The organism is Neisseria subflava (assembly GCF_024205745.1).
GTDB classification, from domain to species: Bacteria; Pseudomonadota; Gammaproteobacteria; order Burkholderiales; family Neisseriaceae; genus Neisseria; species Neisseria flavescens_B.
Genome location: NZ_CP073117.1, coordinates 438,116 through 451,750, shown reverse-complemented (window position 1 = coordinate 451,750; position 13,635 = coordinate 438,116). Strand labels below are relative to the sequence as shown.

The 13,635-nt window shown below is 50.9% G+C and carries 10 protein-coding genes, 2 tRNA genes and 1 pseudogene; 10 read left to right on the top strand and 3 right to left on the bottom strand.

Annotation, left to right across the window (positions count from 1 at the left end; translation table 11 throughout):
- Positions 1-182: 182 nt before the first annotated feature.
- From KCG55_RS02190 to KCG55_RS02150, 9 genes and pseudogenes are all read left to right on the top strand, one after another.
- Positions 183-896 carry a GntR family transcriptional regulator gene (locus KCG55_RS02190; protein WP_004519550.1) on the top strand — a complete coding sequence of 238 codons (714 nt, stop codon included), beginning with the start codon at positions 183-185 and terminating at the stop codon, positions 894-896.
- Between the two features lie 72 nt (positions 897-968).
- Complete coding sequence (locus KCG55_RS02185; protein ID WP_254323258.1) at positions 969-1,748, top strand: DeoR/GlpR family DNA-binding transcription regulator; 780 nt, start codon at positions 969-971, stop codon at positions 1,746-1,748.
- A 105-nt stretch (positions 1,749-1,853) separates the two neighbouring features.
- Positions 1,854-3,542, top strand: coding sequence for a glutamine--tRNA ligase/YqeY domain fusion protein (locus KCG55_RS02180; RefSeq protein WP_254323257.1), 1,689 nt, complete (start codon positions 1,854-1,856; stop codon positions 3,540-3,542).
- An 82-nt stretch (positions 3,543-3,624) separates the two neighbouring features.
- Positions 3,625-4,526, top strand: a pseudogene (locus KCG55_RS02175) (DMT family transporter).
- A gap of 246 nt (positions 4,527-4,772) precedes the next feature.
- The gene (gene rho / locus KCG55_RS02170; protein ID WP_003680905.1) at positions 4,773-6,032 is read left to right on the top strand and encodes a transcription termination factor Rho; all 1,260 of its coding nucleotides are present in this window, start codon (positions 4,773-4,775) and stop codon (positions 6,030-6,032) included.
- 56 nt (positions 6,033-6,088) lie between these two features.
- The gene (locus tag KCG55_RS02165) at positions 6,089-7,447 is read left to right on the top strand and encodes a deoxyguanosinetriphosphate triphosphohydrolase (protein ID WP_254323256.1); all 1,359 of its coding nucleotides are present in this window, start codon (positions 6,089-6,091) and stop codon (positions 7,445-7,447) included.
- A gap of 133 nt (positions 7,448-7,580) precedes the next feature.
- Positions 7,581-7,657: transfer RNA gene (locus KCG55_RS02160), tRNA-Arg, on the top strand.
- A 12-nt stretch (positions 7,658-7,669) separates the two neighbouring features.
- Positions 7,670-7,744 (top strand) — tRNA-Glu (locus tag KCG55_RS02155).
- A gap of 379 nt (positions 7,745-8,123) precedes the next feature.
- Complete coding sequence (locus KCG55_RS02150; protein WP_070632696.1) at positions 8,124-8,681, top strand: hypothetical protein; 558 nt, start codon at positions 8,124-8,126, stop codon at positions 8,679-8,681.
- Positions 8,682-8,764: 83 nt separating this feature from the next.
- Here the strand turns inward: KCG55_RS02150 and KCG55_RS02145 are convergent, their stop codons facing one another.
- From KCG55_RS02145 to KCG55_RS02135, 3 genes are all read right to left on the bottom strand, one after another.
- Positions 8,765-10,075, bottom strand: coding sequence for an NCS2 family permease (locus tag KCG55_RS02145; RefSeq protein WP_254323255.1), 1,311 nt, complete (start codon positions 10,073-10,075; stop codon positions 8,765-8,767).
- Between the two features lie 226 nt (positions 10,076-10,301).
- Complete coding sequence (gene miaB, locus KCG55_RS02140) at positions 10,302-11,624, bottom strand: tRNA (N6-isopentenyl adenosine(37)-C2)-methylthiotransferase MiaB (protein ID WP_003684389.1); 1,323 nt, start codon at positions 11,622-11,624, stop codon at positions 10,302-10,304.
- A gap of 73 nt (positions 11,625-11,697) precedes the next feature.
- Positions 11,698-12,093, bottom strand: coding sequence for a hypothetical protein (locus tag KCG55_RS02135; protein WP_254323254.1), 396 nt, complete (start codon positions 12,091-12,093; stop codon positions 11,698-11,700).
- 198 nt (positions 12,094-12,291) lie between these two features.
- Here KCG55_RS02135 and hemL point away from each other — a divergent pair, with 198 nt between their 5' ends.
- The gene (gene hemL, locus KCG55_RS02130) at positions 12,292-13,575 is read left to right on the top strand and encodes a glutamate-1-semialdehyde 2,1-aminomutase (protein ID WP_254323253.1); all 1,284 of its coding nucleotides are present in this window, start codon (positions 12,292-12,294) and stop codon (positions 13,573-13,575) included.
- Positions 13,576-13,635: the final 60 nt, after the last annotated feature.

Here is a 13,635-nt window from a genome sequence, read left to right as displayed (position 1 = left end):
ATATCTGCTTGCTTTTTATTCCTTTTTCTTCTCTCTCTATCAGCCTTTATAACTTGGCTTGTTGGTCTCATTGTGCAAGTTTCGTTTAACATTGTCAACAATTTTTAATTATATTTTAAACAACCCCGAAAGATGCTGGTTTGTAAACGCTTGCGCCTTAATACGGATACTGGGGAAACATTATGGATTACGAAAATAATACCAACGTTGCGCCTGCAACTTCATCGCTTATTTTGGAAGAGCGTCATGATTCCGAACTCTTCCGCGTGTACGCATTGATTTTAGACGGCATTACCGACCATCTGCTGTTGCCGGGCAAAAAACTGACCGAGTCTGAGCTTTGCCGACAAATGGTTTGCTCGCGCAATACCGTGCGTGGCGCATTGTCGCTTTTGGCGCACGATAAAATCGTTGATTTACAGCCCAACCGCGGCGCATTTGTCCATGTGCCGGATTTGAAAGAAATGAAAGACGTGTTCAACACGCGTATCGAAATGGAAAGCATGATTTTGAGCGTCCTCATCGATATGCCTGATTTGGAAACGCGTCTGCAACCGCTTTACGCCATGATTGAGCAAGAGGGCGCAGCCTCCGAAAGCGGCGACCGCGTGGGTTGGAACCGCCTGTCCAATGCCTTCCATGTCGAATTGGCACGACTGCTGGACAACGACGTCTTGTTTGAAATCATGAATACCTTGTGCGCGCGCTCTTCATTGATTGTTGCCGTTTCCGATCCGCTTCGCAAAGAAAAGCGCAACATCGATTCCAATTCGCACCATGAACACCGAGAAATCCTCGATTTGTTGCTGGCAGGTAAGCGCAACCGTGTGACCAAAGTCATGCGCCGCCACTTGGGCGCGTGTATGGAACGCTTGGAACAGAAACTCGAGATGTAATCGGTTTGACAATAACAAGGCCGTCTGAAATATTCAGACGGCCATTGGTTTATCCCTATAAAACGAAACGCCATGAAACCCAAAATCCAAAGACACGAACATATCCTCACCCTTGTCCGCGAACATAACTTTATGACGGTGGAAGAATTGGCGGCAAATTTGGATGTTACGCCGCAAACCATACGCCGCGATGTGCAGGAGTTGAGCGAGACCGGACAGCTTAAACGCTATCATGGCGGCGCATCTTTGGGCGACGTTTCAGTCGTAACGGCAGGGCAGGAGCGGCGCAACCATCAGCAGCAGGAGAAAAACGCCATTGCCCGACTGATTGCTTCCGCCATTCCCGATAATGCCTCGCTGTTTATCAGCATCGGCACCACCATGGAAGCCGTTGCCGCCGAGTTGGTTAGACAGCGTAAAAACCTGCGGATTATCACCAACAATATCTACGCCGCCTCCATCACAGCGGCGCGCACCGATTACACAGTCATCATCGCTTCCGGCGTGGTCCGCCCCTTGGATGGCGGTATTACCGGCGTGGCAACTGTCGATTTCATCAACCAATTCAAAGTCGACTATGCCATCATGAGTACCCACGGCATAGAAAACGACGGCTCGCTTTTGGATGACGATTACAAGGAAGTCAGCGTGATGCAGGCGATGGTGAACAATGCCCGCGTGCGCTATCTTGGCGTCGATCACAGCAAATTTAACAGCAATGCCTTGGTCAGACTAGGCGATATCGGTGCATTCGATAAGCTGTTTACCGACCGCACACCATCCGCCGCCATGCAGAAAACCCTAAACGAGCGCGGCGTAGCGTGGCAGGTTGCCGACCCTGTATCAAAGTAGCCAAGTCGGGTACAATTGAGCCATCATTCCATTCCTTTCAGATGGCCTGATTGAATGCTCAGACCGTCTGAAAACAGAAAATCATTTTCCCATCAAAGAAATATTATGTTGAATAAAGACCAATTCGCGGACAACCATTTTATCCGCACCATCATCGAAGAAGACCTCAAAAGCGGTAAACATACAGCCATCCAGACCCGTTTCCCGCCCGAGCCGAACGGCTATTTGCATATCGGCCACGCCAAATCCATCTGCCTGAACTTCGGTTTGGCGTACATTTACGACGGCTTGTGCAACCTGCGTTTTGACGATACTAACCCTGAAAAAGAAAACGACGAATACGTCAACGCCATCAAAGAAGACGTCGAGTGGCTCGGTTTCCATTGGGCGGGCGAGCCGCGTTTCGCTTCCAACTATTTCGACCAGCTTTACGACTACGCCGTCGGTTTAATCAAAGACGGCAAAGCGTATGTCGATGATTTGACTCCCGAAGAAATGCGTGAATACCGCGGTACGCTGACCGAAGCGGGCAAAAACAGCCCTTACCGCGACCGCAGTATCGAAGAAAACCTCGACCTGTTCACACGCATGAAAAACGGCGAGTTTCCAGATGGCAGCAAAACCCTGCGCCTGAAAATCGACATGGCTTCGGGCAACATCAATATGCGCGATCCTGTCATCTACCGCATCCGCCGCGCCCATCACCACAACACCGGCGACAAATGGTGCATCTATCCGATGTACGACTACACGCATTGCATTTCCGATGCCATCGAAGGCATCACGCATTCCTTGTGTACGCTCGAATTTGAAGCACACCGCCCGCTGTACGACTGGGTATTGGACAACATTCCTGCGCCTCACGCCACCCGTCCGCGCCAATACGAGTTTTCCCGTTTGGAGCTTCTGTATTCCATCACGTCCAAACGCAAGCTGAACCAACTGGTTTCAGAAGGCCACGTTTCCGGCTGGGACGACCCGCGTATGCCCACCATTTCCGGTATGCGCCGCCGCGGCTACACGCCCGAAGGCCTGCGCCTGTTTGCCAAACGCGCCGGTATTTCCAAATCTGAAAACATCGTCGATATGAGCGTGTTGGAAGGCGCGATTCGCGAAGAGTTGGAAAACTCCGCTCCGCGCCTGATGGCGGTTTTGAATCCGCTCAAAGTAACCCTGACCAACTTTGAAGCCGGTAAAACCCAAAGCCGCCGTGCTGCGTTCCATCCGAACCACGAAGAAATGGGCGATCGTGAAGTACCTATTTCACAAACCATCTACATCGAAGCCGACGACTTTGCCGAAAATCCGCCCAAAGGCTTCAAACGCTTGATTCCTGGTGGCGAAGTACGTTTGCGCCACGGCTATGTCATCAAGTGCGATGAAGTAGTCAAAGACGAGGCAGGCAATGTGGTTGAACTCAAATGCAGCATAGACCACGATACCTTGGGCAAAAATCCCGAAGGCCGCAAAGTCAAAGGCGTGATTCACTGGGTGTCTGCCGAACACGCAGCCGAAATCAAAGTCCGCCTGTACGACCGCCTCTTTACCGTCGAGCGTCCCGATGCCGTGCGTGGCGAAGACGGCAACTACCTGCCGTTTACCGATTTCCTCAACCCAGAATCCATTAAGGAAATCACCGCCTACGCCGAACCTGTCGCCAAAGATTTGCCGGCAGAAAGCCGTTGGCAGTTTGAACGCATCGGCTACTTCGTAACCGACCGCAAAGACCACAGCAAAGACACGCCGGTGTTTAACCGCACTGTGACGTTGAAAGATTCTTGGCAGCCCAAGTAATCTGTTTGCAGTTGCTATATTGAAGGCCGTCTGAAAACTTGAAATCCGGTTTTCAGACGGCCTTTGTCGATAAAGGGATGAGATGGAACGTTATTCTGTACATTTGAAACTGCTGGGGATGGCGGTGTTGTGGGGTGCATCCTGGCCGATGGGCCGGATGCTGGGGCAGTCGTTGCCGCCGTTGACGGGCGGGGCGGTTCGGTTTGTACTGGCTTCGATTTTGTTGTTGGGCTGGTTGTTTGCACGCAGCAGGTTTGCGACTTTGGTGGTTTTGTCGGCGCGGCAATGGCTGGGCTTGACTGCAGCTGCTTCCGTCGGCGTGTGCGGCTATGCGGTGTTTTTTATGCTGGGTTTGCAGACTATGCCGGCAGGCAAGGCGGCGGTGGTCGTGGCGGTAAATCCCGTGCTGACGCTGCTGTTGGCGACTTGGTTTTTCGGCGAGCGTTTAAATGCGAAGATTTTGGCGGGTATGCTGCTGGCGGTCGGTGGTGCCATTATGGTGGTAACGCAAGGGCAACCGTTGACAGTGTTATCGGGCGGCATCAAGGCGGGGAATGGTTGATTTTCGGCTGCGTGGTCTGTTGGGCGGCCTATACTTTAATTGGTCGCGCGGTTTTGCGCGGGATAGACGCGCTGACGGTAACGGCGGCAACGTCGTTCATCGGTGCGTTGATGTTATCGGCGGTGGCGTTATGGACGGATGGAATGCCGTTTGAGGCGATAGCGGCAATGGATGGGCGCGGCTGGACGGCCTTGGCGTGGCTGGTCATTGGTGCGACGGTATTGGCCTACGCGTGGTATTTTGAAGGCGTGAAGACTTTGGGTGCAGGCAGCGCGGCGGCGTATATTACGCTCGTGCCGATTTTCGGTGTGCTGTCTTCGGCGTGGTTTTTGGGCGAACCGCTGCATATTTCGCTGGTTGCAGGTTGTGCGGCGGCGGTCGGCGGCATGACGTTGATGCGGTACGGGCAAAAGGCCGTCTGAAGCGTTGGGCAAATACTCGGATTTTTGATGATAAGATTGCGGTTGCCACGTTACTTCCAACCGTAATCTTATTGAAGGATAAGACCAAGTCATGGCTTTAGTGTTCGATTTAAAAATTTGACACCCTGCCTCCAACTGCCTAAAATTCAACTTTCTCAAAAATCTACCGTATCCTGCGGCACGATTTCATACTTTCAGACGGCCTTTGTGCCATCTCTCTGATACCATTCAAAATATATCAATACTATGCACGTTTCAGAACTCCAAACCCTCCACATTTCCAAACTCTTGGAAATGGCAGAAGAACATGGCATTGAAAACGCCAACCGTTTTCGCAAACAAGACCTCGTTTTTGCCATCGTCCGCCAGATGATGAAGCAGAATGTCAGCTTTACCTGTTCCGGTACACTCGAAATCCTGCCCGACGGCTTCGGTTTCCTGCGCAGCGCGGATACTTCTTACCTTGCCGGCCCTGACGATATTTATGTTTCGCCTACGCAAATCCGCCGCTTCAATCTGCATACCGGCGACACCATCGAAGGCAGCGTGCGCGTGCCTAAAGACAACGAGCGTTATTTCGCGCTTGTCCGCCTCGATACCATCAACGGCGATCAGCCTGAAGTCTGCAAACACAAAATCCTCTTTGAAAACCTCACGCCTTTATTCCCAACCGAACAATTCAAACTCGAGCGCGACATCAAAGCCGAAGAGAATCTGACCGGCCGCGCCATCGATTTGGTTTCCCCAATCGGTAAAGGCCAACGTGCATTGTTAGTTGCCCCGCCTAAAACCGGTAAAACCGTGATGTTGCAAAACATTGCCCACGCTATTACCGCCAATTATCCCGATGTCGAGCTGATTGTCCTGTTGATTGACGAGCGTCCGGAAGAGGTTACCGAGATGAGCCGTTCTGTACGCGGCGAAGTGGTTTCTTCTACGTTTGACGAACCTGCGCAACGCCATGTACAAGTGGCTGAGATGGTGATCGAAAAAGCCAAACGCATGGTCGAACATAAAAAAGACGTGGTAATCCTGCTGGATTCGATTACCCGTTTGGCACGCGCCTACAATACCGTCGTGCCGACTTCGGGCAAAATTCTGACCGGCGGTGTCGATGCCAACGCTTTGCACCGTCCGAAACGCTTTTTCGGCGCAGCGCGTAATGTGGAAGAGGGCGGTTCGCTTACCATTATTGCGACAGCGCTTGTTGAAACCGGCAGCCGTATGGACGACGTGATTTACGAAGAGTTCAAAGGCACGGGCAATATGGAATTGCACCTTGACCGCCGCATGGCAGAAAAACGCCTGTTCCCGGCTATCAGTATCAATAAATCCGGTACGCGCCGCGAAGAATTGCTGGTGCCGAACGATCAGTTGCAACGTATGTGGCTCTTGCGCAAATTCCTGCATCCTATGGACGAAATCGAAGCGACCGAGTTTTTGGTGGGTAAACTCAAAGACTCTAAAAATAACGACGATTTCTTTGAATTGATGCGCGGTAAATAAGCATAAGGCCGTCTGAACATGTTTCAGACGGCCTTTACTTTGCTTGAGGAATCTTTATGACCATCCGAATGAATTGGCAAAATTTATTGTCCACCCAACGCTTCCGTACCAAAAACGGCGAAATCGTGCCGACCGTTACCCCTTCGACTCAGGAAGGTGCCGATGCCTTGCGTACGGATTTTCACATCGACTACGACCGGGTTGTTTTTTCCGGATCCTTCCGCCGCCTTGGTCGTAAAACGCAGGTGCATCCGTTGGCGCAACATGACTTGACGCACAACCGCCTGACGCACAGCGTTGAAGTTGCCAGTGTGGGCAGGAGTTTGGGCAACCGCGTGGGCGTGATGTTGCACAATGGCGGTTTTCTGCCGCAGGGCAATACGCCCAGCGATATTGGTGCCGTGGTGCAGGTTGCCTGTTTGGCGCATGATTTGGGCAATCCGCCATTTGGCCATACCGGCGAGGATGCTTTGCGTGATTGGTTCAGACGGCCTGAACATCAAATTTATCTGAACACATTAAACGAAGCGGAACGCAACGATATTCAAACCTATGAAGGCAATGCGCATAGCCTGCGTATCGTCGCCAGCCTTGAAATGTATCCGGAGGCGGGCGGAATGCGCCTGACTGCGGCAGCCATTGGCGCATTGCTGAAGTATCCGTGGACAACGCAACATCCGAACGGCAGAAAGAAATTCAATATTTATCAAACCGAGTTGCCGTTTATCCGTCAAGTTGCCGAAGAATTGGGACTGGTTTCTGCGGGAGTAGACAGCTGGGCGCGCCATCCTTTGTCTTATTTAATGGAGGCTGCAGACGATATTTGCTATGCCTTGCTGGACTTGGAAGATGCCGTCGAATTGGATTTGCTCACGGATACGGAAGTGGAGAGTATCTTGTCCGAGCTGACCTTTGCTGAAAGCGCATGGCACGCCAGCTCCAGCCGTCAGCGTTGCGCCATGTTGCGAGGCATTGCGATCGGCAAGGCGATTGATGATGTCGCGCAAACCTTTATGCTGCATCAGTCCGACTTGTTGGACGGAACATTCAAAGGCAAAGACTTGCTTGCTCTGTGTAGCCCGCAAGTACAAAACACTTTGGCAAAAGCGAAAGAGTTGGCGCAAACACGGATTTTCCGCCATCACACCAAGCTCTTGACCGAGATCGCTACGTTCCCATGTTTAGGCTCCATCTTGGATTTACTGGTCCCTGCCGCTTATGCCCTGATTGCTGAAAAACAGCTGGCAACACGTCAGTCTTTGGCGTTGGAATTATTGAAAAAGCACAATCCGATTCTTCCTGAAGACAGTCTGTATCAGGCTTATATGAAGATTTTGGATTTTGTCGGCGGCATGACTGATAACTCCGCCGCTAGAATGGCGCAGGATTTGTCAGGAGTAGGGATTTTACGTTAATTTTATATTTTTTAATTTCAATTGGTTAAATAAAAATATAAAAAAATATCTGTGAAAAGAGTAGACAGGTTTCAGCAAAGCCTATATTATTCGGTCTTCTTGATTCACAACGCACTAGCGAAGTGATGAGGATGCACCCGTAGCTCAGTTGGATAGAGTATCTGGCTACGAACCAGAGGGTCGGGCGTTCGAATCGCTCCGGGTGCGCCACAAGATTTATCTGCGCCCATCGTCTAGCGGTTAGGACATCGCCCTTTCACGGCGGTAACCGGGGTTCGATTCCCCGTGGGCGTGCCAGTTTTCAAAAAAACGCAATCTGTTTCAGATTGCGTTTTTTTATTGCATTTGCTGTGTGTTTTATGGCTCAGTAAATCAAGAGGCAGATGTGTGTAAAATAGATTGCTCAGGATTTTGTCGTCTATATGTGCTTTTCAATCTTATTTTACCATTGCCAAAACTCAATTTATTGACAATAGTATTCATCTTAAAAATTCCCAAACCTGAATTTACATGATTTCATATTTATAATTATTTGATTTTATATTATAAAAATATTTATTTGAACTTTTCTTAAAAAATGCCGTCTGAAATAAAGACAAGACAGAATATCTCTGTTAATGTGTAAATGTCAGCCGGCGTTTGCCGGTTTTTTATTGAAACCATTTGGGAGTCAATTATGAATATGAATGTTAAATTAATCGTTCCTGCTGTTTTGGCGGCTGTTGCCCTGACTGCATGTAGCAGCGGTTCTAAAGCTAAACCTGAAACTAAAGCTGCGCCTACTGCGCAACAACAAACTCAAGCTCAGGCTCAACAAGCTCAAGCTCCAGTACCTAATACTTTGAAAGTAGACTCTATCGACGGTACTAAAGAGGTTCACTACAAATGCGGTAAAGACGGCAAAGAGCCGCTGAGCGTAATGTACGGCTTCAAAGGCAACGAAGTTGTTGCCGCCCAAGTAAAATACAAAGGCCAATTAACTGAAAACCTGTTCCGTATCACTGACAGCAGCAAAGATGTAAACGCATTCTGGGGCGGCAATGTCGCTTGGGTTGCTGAAGCAGCCACTGCAGCCAACGTAGACAAAGTTGACGGCAACATGCTGACTGTCCGCGGTACTACCGAAGTAAACGGCAAACAAGAAGTGGTTGATCAAATCGTTACCCGCTTCTGCGCATTGGACAAAGGCGCGAAAGCTGCCGCTAAACCAGCTGCTAAAAAAGCGAAAAAATAATCTTTTATCGACAGCTTTAAACGCTGGGTAAAATAAAACAGGCCGTCTGAAAAGTTTTCAGACGGCCTGTTATTTTGAACGGTTTAACCTAAGAACCAGAATTTCAATGCCCACAACACGGCAACAATCCATACCATAGGCGGTACGTCTTGGGTGCGGTTGCACAAGAGTTTGATGAGTGCGTAGCTGATAAAGCCAAACGCAATACCGTCGGCAATCGAGTAGGTAAACGGCATGAAGACGATGGTCAGGAATGCCGGTGCGGCTTCGGTCATGTCGTCCCAATCGATTTCGCGCGCGCTGCGCAACATTTGCGCGCCTACATAGAGCAGGGCGGGTGCGGTAGCGAATGCAGGAATGCTTTGAACCAGCGGGGAGAAAATCAGACAGGCCAACATCAGTACGCCGACGGTAACGGCAGTCAGGCCGGTACGGCCGCCGGCAGAAACGCCTGCCGCGCTTTCAACGTAAGGGGTAGTAGAAGAAGTACCCAAGGCGGCGCCTGCGATAATGGCGGTAGAGTCGGCAAGCAGGGCGCGTTTCAAACGCGGCAGTTTGCCGTCTTGCAACAGGCCTGCGCGGTGGGAAACACCGACCAATGTGCCGGTAGAGTCAAACAGGTCAACCAGGAAGAATACAAGAATCACGCTGACCATGCTGACGGTGAACAAGCCTTTAAAGTCCATCTGCATGAAGGTTGGCGCAATGCTCGGAACTTCGCCGACCACGCCTTTGAACTCGCTCAAGCCCAAGATGGTGGAGACGGCGGTCAGCGTCAGAATGGTAATGATGATGGAGCCTTTAACGCGAAAGTGGCCAAGTGCAACCACCATGACAAAGCCTGCCATGGCCAGCAGGGCGGTAGGTTGGTGGATGTCGCCCAAACCGACCAATGTGGCAGGATTGGCCACAATCACGCCTGCGCCTTTGAGCGCAATCAATGCCAAGAAGAGGCCGATACCTGCGGCAATCGACATTTTCAAGCCCATAGGCAGGGCGTTGACCAGCATTTCACGAACTTTAAAGAAGCTGAACAGGATGAAAATGATGCCTGAAATGAAAACGGCACCCAAAGCCACACGCCAGTCCACGCCCATGCCTTTGACGACGGCAAAGGTAAAGTAGGCGTTCAGACCCATGCCCGGAGCGAGGGCGATCGGGTAGTTGCCGACAAAGCCCATCACGAAACAGCCGATGGCGGAGGCGATACAGGTAGCCACAAATACTGCGCCCATATCCATGCCGGTTTCACCCAAAATCAGGGGGTTGACGATGATGATGTAGCACATGGCGAGGAAGGTTGTCACACCGGCCATAATTTCCGTGCGGACGTTGGTCTGATTGGCGTTGAGGTTGAATAATCTTTCCAAAACGCTTTGATTTGAAGAACTCATTCGAGATATTCCTTTGGGAAAGCCGTTCGAGGACGGCATCAGCGGGTTTAGCTGCCGGAAGCTCGGATTTTGGTCTTAACTTCTCAACAGATAAGGGAATTTTCGGGCGGTATTATACTGAAAAGCCTTTTGTTCGGGTAATAAAAATACATGAATCAGATAATGCCGTGCCGAACCAAGATAAAGGCCGTCTGAACAGTTTCAGACGGCCTTTGTTTGTGTGTACTTATACCGGTTTGCCTTTCAGGGAGAAGGTGTAGGCTTCGGTGATTTCCAAATCGATCATTTGGTTGATCATGTCGGGTGTGCCGGTAAAGTTGACCACGCGGTTGTTGGCGGTACGGGCTTGCAGTTGGTCAGGGTCTTTTTTGGAGATACCTTCAACCAAGCAGCGTTGAACCGTGCCGATCATGGTTTGGTTGATGCGCGCGGTTTCGGCTTCGATAACTTCATTCAAGGCTTCGAGGCGGCGCACTTTTTCTTCATGCGGCGTGTCGTCGTGCAGGTTGGCGGCAGGCGTGCCAGGGCGCGGACTGTAAATAAAGACGAAGCTCAAGTCGAAGGCAATGTCTTTGACCAGTTTCAAGGTTTGCTCGAACTCGCGCTCGGTCTCGCCCGGGAAGCCGACGATAAAGTCGGAGCTGAGGCACAAATCAGGACGGATGGCACGCAGTTTGCGGATGATGGATTTGTATTCCAAGGCGGTGTAGCCGCGTTTCATCGCGCTCAATACACGGTCGGAACCGCTTTGAATCGGCAGGTGCAGGTGGGAAACCAGCTTCGGCAGGTCGCGGTAGCACTCGATAATCGCATCGGTAAATTCGCGCGGATGGCTGGTGGTAAAGCGCAGGCGTTCGATGCCGGGGATTTCGTGGACAATGCGCAACAAAGTGGCAAAGTCGCAGATTTCGCCGTTTTCCATTTCGCCGCGATAGGCATTGACGTTTTGGCCTAAGAGGTTGATTTCTTTAACGCCTTGTTGCGCCAAACCGGCAATCTCGGTCAATACGTCGTTGAGCGGGCGGGAGAATTCTTCACCGCGGGTATAAGGGACGACGCAGTAAGAGCAGTATTTGGAACAGCCTTCCATAATGGAAATGAAAGCCGAGCCGCCTTCTACGCGCGCAGGCGGCAGGTGGTCGAATTTTTCGATTTCGGGGAAGGAAATATCGATTTGAGACAGGCCGGTGGTTTCTTTGTCGACGATGAGTTTGGGCAGGCGGTGCAGCGTTTGCGGGCCGAAAACCACGTCCACATACGGAGCGCGTTTGACGATGTTTTCGCCTTCTTGAGAGGCAACACAGCCGGCAACGCCGATGATGAGGTCGGGATTTTTTTCTTTGAGCGGGCGTACGCGGCCTAAGTCGGAGAAGACTTTCTCTTGCGCTTTTTCACGCACGGAGCAGGTGTTGAACAAGATGATGTCGGCGTCGTCAGGTTGGGTAACCTGTTCGATGCCGCCGTGTTCTTCAGCGAGGACGGACAGCATTTTTTCGCTGTCGTACTCGTTCATTTGGCACCCGAAGGTGCGGATAAATACTTTTTTCATGGTTTGTTTTGATTGACTTGCTTGTTGTAAAAGGGTTCAGACGGCCTGTGAAATACTCGGGCCGTCTGAAAAATTATTCTTCCGCCTTTTTCTGCTTTTTAGCGTGTTCGATGAACCTGTCGGCTTCGGCGTCGGTCAAAATCCAGATTTCTCGGACGAGGCGGCTTTCTTCGTTGTATTTGAACGCAACGGCTTTGCCGGTTTGATTCAGCAGGCGGCCCATCGGAATGAAACGGTCGTTTTCATCGTGGATTTTGGTGAAGCGGGTGATTTGCAGTTTGGCCGCATTGCCGTCCACAATGCCCAAGGTCAGCAGGCGCGCCCAAGAAAAACCGCCTTTGCTGACTTTCAGATAAGGCAAATCGACAGTCTTTAAAACGGCCACATCCATATCGTCAGGCAGGCTGCGTTGTGCATGGACGAGGGAGGACGCTAAAAGGGCGAGGCTGAGTATGAATCCGCGTAACATGATGCTTTTCTTTTATTGTTTCAATAGGTCGCGGATTATAGCACAAGCAGGAAAAATGTGGATAGAGTGTTTGTTTTTAAAGAATAATTTTGATTTTGCGCCCGATTCTTATTTTGAAGCTTGGGCCGTCTGAAAAGGATTTGGTGTTAAAATGGCATCGATTTGATTTTCAGACGACCTCTTACGAAAGAATTGACCATGAACCGTAATGAAAGCTTGTTCAACCGCGCCAAAGCCATTATTCCCGGCGGCGTAAACTCTCCTGTGCGCGCATTCGGCAGCGTCGGCGGCGTGCCGCGCTTTATCAAAAAGGCAGAAGGCGCGTATGTTTGGGACGAAAACGGCACGCGTTATACCGACTATGTCGGCTCTTGGGGCCCTGCTATTGTCGGCCATGCCCATCCTGAAGTCATTGAAGCCGTGCGCGAGGCAGCATTGGGCGGTTTGTCGTTTGGTGCGCCGACTGAAGGCGAAATTGTTATTGCCGAAGAAATCGCCAAAATCATGCCATCCGTCGAGCAGCTGCGCCTTGTCAGCTCCGGTACGGAAGCAACGATGACCGCCATCCGTCTGGCACGCGGTTTTACCGGCCGCGACAAAATCATCAAGTTTGAAGGCTGCTACCACGGCCATTCCGACAGTTTGCTGGTTAAAGCAGGCAGCGGTCTGCTGACGTTTGGCAACCCTTCTTCCGCCGGTGTACCTGCCGACTTTACCAAACATACTTTGGTACTCGAATACAACAATATCGCCCAACTGGAAGAAGCCTTTGCCCAAAACGGCAATGACATCGCCTGTGTGATTTTGGAGCCTTTTGTCGGTAATATGAATCTGGTTAGGCCGTCTGAAGCCTTTGTCAAAGCCTTACGCGAATTGACTGAAAAACACGGTGCCGTGTTGATTTACGACGAAGTGATGACCGGCTTCCGCGTGGCGCTGGGTGGCGCGCAATCTTTGCACGGCATCAAACCTGATTTGACCACTATGGGCAAAGTGATCGGCGGCGGTATGCCTTTGGCGGCGTTCGGCGGCCGTAAAGACATTATGGAATGTATTTCCCCATTGGGCGGCGTGTATCAGGCAGGTACATTGTCCGGCAATCCGATTGCGGTTGCGGCTGGTTTGAAAACGCTGGAAATCATTCAGCGCGAAGGCTTCTATGAAAACCTGACTGCCCTGACCCAACGCCTTGCCAACGGTATTGCCGATGCGGCTAAAGCACATGGCGTTGAATTTACGGCGGACAGCGTGGGCGGTATGTTTGGTTTGTATTTTGCCAGCCATACGCCGCAAAACTATGCCGACATGGCACGTTCCAATATCGACGGTTTCAAACATTTCTTCCACGGTATGCTCGACCGCAATGTCGCATTCGGCCCGTCAGCTTACGAAGCCGGTTTTGTTTCCGCCGCGCATACGCCTGAGCTGATTGACGAAACCATTGCTGTGGCACACGAAGTGTTCAAAGAAATGGCGAAATAAAACCTGAAGCCGTCATGTGAAAAAAGGCCGTCTGAAAAATATTCAGACGGCCTTTCGCTA